The sequence below is a fragment of the Streptomyces sp. NPDC002265 genome, from assembly GCF_040296125.1.
Taxonomy (GTDB): Bacteria; Actinomycetota; Actinomycetes; order Streptomycetales; family Streptomycetaceae; genus Streptomyces.
Window position 1 is genome coordinate 1 of record NZ_JBEOWS010000588.1, and the last position, 3,183, is coordinate 3,183.

Consider the following 3,183-nt stretch of genomic DNA (forward strand, 5'->3'; position numbering starts at 1 on the left):
CAGTGGTGCGCGGGCCGTACACGGGCCGGCCGGGCACCCTGCGGTGGTGAGGCCGACCCGCCGCCCGGCCTCACCCCTCTCGTCGCGGGCCCTGCGCACACTGGTCAGCCGGTGTGCAGGGCGGTGTACTCGGCGGCCAGTTCGTCCGCCATGCGTGTCACGGAGAACCGCTCGGCGACCAGCTTCCTGCCCGCAGCCGCGTAACGGCGCCGGTCGTCGACGGAGGTGGCGGCGACCCGCCGTAGGCCCCGCATCAGGCCCGCCTGGCCGGATGTGTCCATCAGGAGGCCGTTGACCTGGTCGCGGAGGTAGTGCGCGACTCCCCGCGGCGCGGACCGGCGACGGAAAGGCCGGCGTCCATCGCCTCCAGGACCGCTATCCCGAACTCCTCCTTCGCGCTCAGGCAGACGTACCAGCAGCAGGCGTCGGCCGTGCGCTGTGCCAGGGCACGCTGCAGTCGGCGTACCTCAGTGTTCGGCAGGGGCGGCAGCAGCGCCAGGCGGGGCGCGGCCTGCGGGTACGGGGCGAGGAGGGTGTCGATGCGGCGGCGGATGTCGTCCTCCACGGCGGTGCCGGTACTGGGCTGCCGCCGATGAGGACGAGGGTCGTGGTGTGGTGGGCGCCCGTCGCCAGCCAGGACCGGACCAGGAGGTCCTGCTGCTTGACCGGGTACAGCCGACCAACCCACAGCAGCACGGGAAGTTCGCGGTCCCGGGGGGCGAGGGCGTCGGGGCGTGTCCCGTCCCGGTAGAGTCGCTTCAGCGCCTCGCGCCGCCGGTCGTCCTCGTCGGGTGCGGGCCGGTAGCGGGCAGGGGCACCGGCGGGCCGAAGACCACCGGGAGGCCGGGAGCGTACAGAACGCTCACGGGCTCGCCCTGCGGCCTCGACAGCCCGGCCGCCGCGACCAGGTCGTCCTCCCAGCCCAGCAGGGTGCACCTGCGGAAGGACCAGGGGGGTGTGCGTTGGGCAGGTAGTAGGTGCGCCCGAGGAACCGCTCGTGCAGCCCCCAGCGCTGGGTGAGGAACTCCTCCAGCGGCGTGGCCGCCACCGGCTCGTCCGCCGCGTCCAGCCACACCCGTGCCCCGGCTCGCGCACCCTGGCGCCGACCCGTGCGGTACACCAGCCGGCTGTCGAGCCACTGGCTGTGGATGCGGGACCACCGGTAGGGCAGGCCGAACGCGCCGCGGGCCGTCAGTACGGGCAGCAGTCGGTCGCAGTCGAGCGAACGGAACACCACCCCGCGCCGTCCCGTGGCATCGCGGCAGTACAGGCGGACGTTGACCTCGCCGAAGCTCCCCAGGTACGGCAGGGCCGGCGTCCGGCCGAAGGCGAGGTCGTCCATGCGGAAGAAAACCAGGCCGACGTACGCCCGGCCCTGGTGGAGGTCGGGCACGGTGCCGGCCGGCAGCAGCCGGGCCACCTCAAACGGGTCGGCGGGCCAGTGCAGGAACACCAGGTCCCGGCAGCGCTGCCGGAACAGCACGCGCCGCACCGTACGCGGAGCCAGCGGGGTCAACGCCTCCGCCGGCTGGGCGCTGTGGGACGAAGGGCCGTACGCGAGACGTCTCCTCGGCATGTCCGCCCTACCGCACCGCTTCGAGCGCCGCACCGCTGCCGGGACGCACAAGTCTCGCCCCCTCGGAGAGCGCCCGCACGATCACGTCCACTGCCTCCGGAACGGGCAATCCCCGCGGCAGCGGAGGCGCTTGGCCCACGACGGCGCGCCCGGCGAAGCCCGTGTCCATGTGGGGCAGGTTGATCTCCAGCACGGTCACGCCCTGGCGTCGCTGCTCACGGCGGACCGCCGTCAGCCAGGTGGCCAGCGCGGCCTTGGCGGCGGCGTAGTCCGCCATCCGGGCCGGTGCCGCCTCGGCAACGATCCCGGTGACGGCCGCGAGGACGCCGCCCTCGGGCAACCGGGCCCCAGCGGCCCGCAGGAACGCCATGGGGGCCAGCGCGTTCACCGCCATCAGGTGTTCGGACACCGCGTTCTCCACCTCCCCGACCGGCCCGAAGGCCGCGACTCCAACGCATACGACGACGCCGTCCAGGCCGCCCAGTTCTGCCGCCGCCCAGTCGACGGTCTTCGCACAGGAGTCGGCGTCCCAGGCGTCGAAGGTGCGGGCGGGAGCGTGCTCGCACGCCGCCGAGACACGGGTGAGGGCCTCGCGGTCACGTCCGGCCAGTGCCGTGCGGGCACCGAGGGCGTGCAGCCGTACGGCGAGCGCCGCCCCGATCTCCCCGGTGGCACCCGGCACCAGAATCCGTGCACCTCGTAGGTCCATGCCCCGCCTCCCGTTCCGTGCCGACGACCTGGCACTACGTGTATGGTTCGCTGGTCGGCCGTCGGCCGGATGCAGAAGCGGGGGCACACCAGGAACGGCACGTCGGCCTGCCGACGGCTTACCAGGGTCGACGGCGTCCCCGGTCCGGGTCAGTCTGCCGGTGAGTGACCGTGCCGCGCGGCGGCCAGCGCGTCCGCGAGCTCCCACAGGTCCTGCGCGCTGCGGCTGGGCGAGGTCATCGTCCGCGGGTACACGGGGGTTCCGCGCCGCAGCCACGCTCCGTGCAGTCCCGCTCGCCGTGCACCGTCGATGTCCCACGGAGCTCCCGGAGGCAGCGTGCAGAGCGTCGGCTGGACATCCGGGGAGCCGGCCGTCTTTCCGCCGTATGCGACCGTCTGGGTTCTAGTGGTCGTTGCGACACCTCAGTTCAGAGGTGGCAATGAGCATCGAGATTCGTGAAAGCCGGAGGCCGCGGGGCCGCCAGCCCTTGGTGCAGGAACGGGAGACATACTTCCGGCTTGTGGATCAAGGAATGAGCTATGCCGAGGCAGCACGAGCCGTCGGCATCAGCACCCGTACCGGCGAGCGATGGCGCAACGGACGTGGTGCATCGGGGCGGACCTGGCCGTTCTCACCGGGCTGGCCGCCGAGGGGGCCGTCACCGTCGATATTGGCTGGCAAGGATCCTGGGACCGCTTCAATGAGGCAGCCGAGGCGCTTCGCGGGCGTCGGATCCCCGGAAAAGCGGTCCTGGAGGTGGCACGCCTCGGTGGGCTGCACGCCCCGATACCTTCTCTGCAGAACTAGGGTCCGTCTTCAAAGATCATCGGATAGTGGATCATGGTGGGGTGATACGTCGCCATGAACTCACCGATCTGGAGTGGGAGTTGCTCGCTCC

At 72.2% G+C, this 3,183-nt stretch carries 5 protein-coding genes; 1 reads left to right on the forward strand and 4 read right to left on the reverse strand.

Going from position 1 to position 3,183, the window contains the following annotated elements; translation table 11 throughout:
• Window positions 1-104: 104 nt before the first annotated feature.
• The 4 genes from ABT085_RS45170 to ABT085_RS45185 all read right to left on the reverse strand — a co-directional run bounded on the left by ABT085_RS45170 (window position 105) and on the right by ABT085_RS45185 (window position 2,285).
• Window positions 105-281: a hypothetical protein gene (locus ABT085_RS45170; protein WP_351622729.1), complete on the reverse strand. Its 177-nt coding sequence runs from the start codon at window positions 279-281 to the stop codon at window positions 105-107.
• A complete protein-coding gene (locus tag ABT085_RS45175) occupies window positions 281-565 on the reverse strand; it encodes a hypothetical protein (protein WP_351622732.1) in 285 nt (94 codons plus the stop codon). The genes ABT085_RS45170 and ABT085_RS45175 overlap by 1 nt, the downstream gene beginning before the upstream one ends.
• 297 nt (window positions 566-862) lie before the next feature.
• A complete protein-coding gene (locus tag ABT085_RS45180; RefSeq protein WP_351622735.1) occupies window positions 863-1,483 on the reverse strand; it encodes a YqjF family protein in 621 nt (206 codons plus the stop codon).
• A 100-nt stretch (window positions 1,484-1,583) separates the two neighbouring features.
• Window positions 1,584-2,285, reverse strand: a complete 702-nt coding sequence (locus ABT085_RS45185; RefSeq protein WP_351622738.1) for an SDR family NAD(P)-dependent oxidoreductase — start codon at window positions 2,283-2,285, stop codon at window positions 1,584-1,586.
• A 439-nt stretch (window positions 2,286-2,724) separates the two neighbouring features.
• Here ABT085_RS45185 and ABT085_RS46950 point away from each other — a divergent pair, with 439 nt between their 5' ends.
• The gene (locus tag ABT085_RS46950; RefSeq protein ID WP_502982987.1) at window positions 2,725-3,150 is read left to right on the forward strand and encodes a helix-turn-helix domain-containing protein; all 426 of its coding nucleotides are present in this window, start codon (window positions 2,725-2,727) and stop codon (window positions 3,148-3,150) included.
• Window positions 3,151-3,183 lie beyond the last annotated feature (33 nt).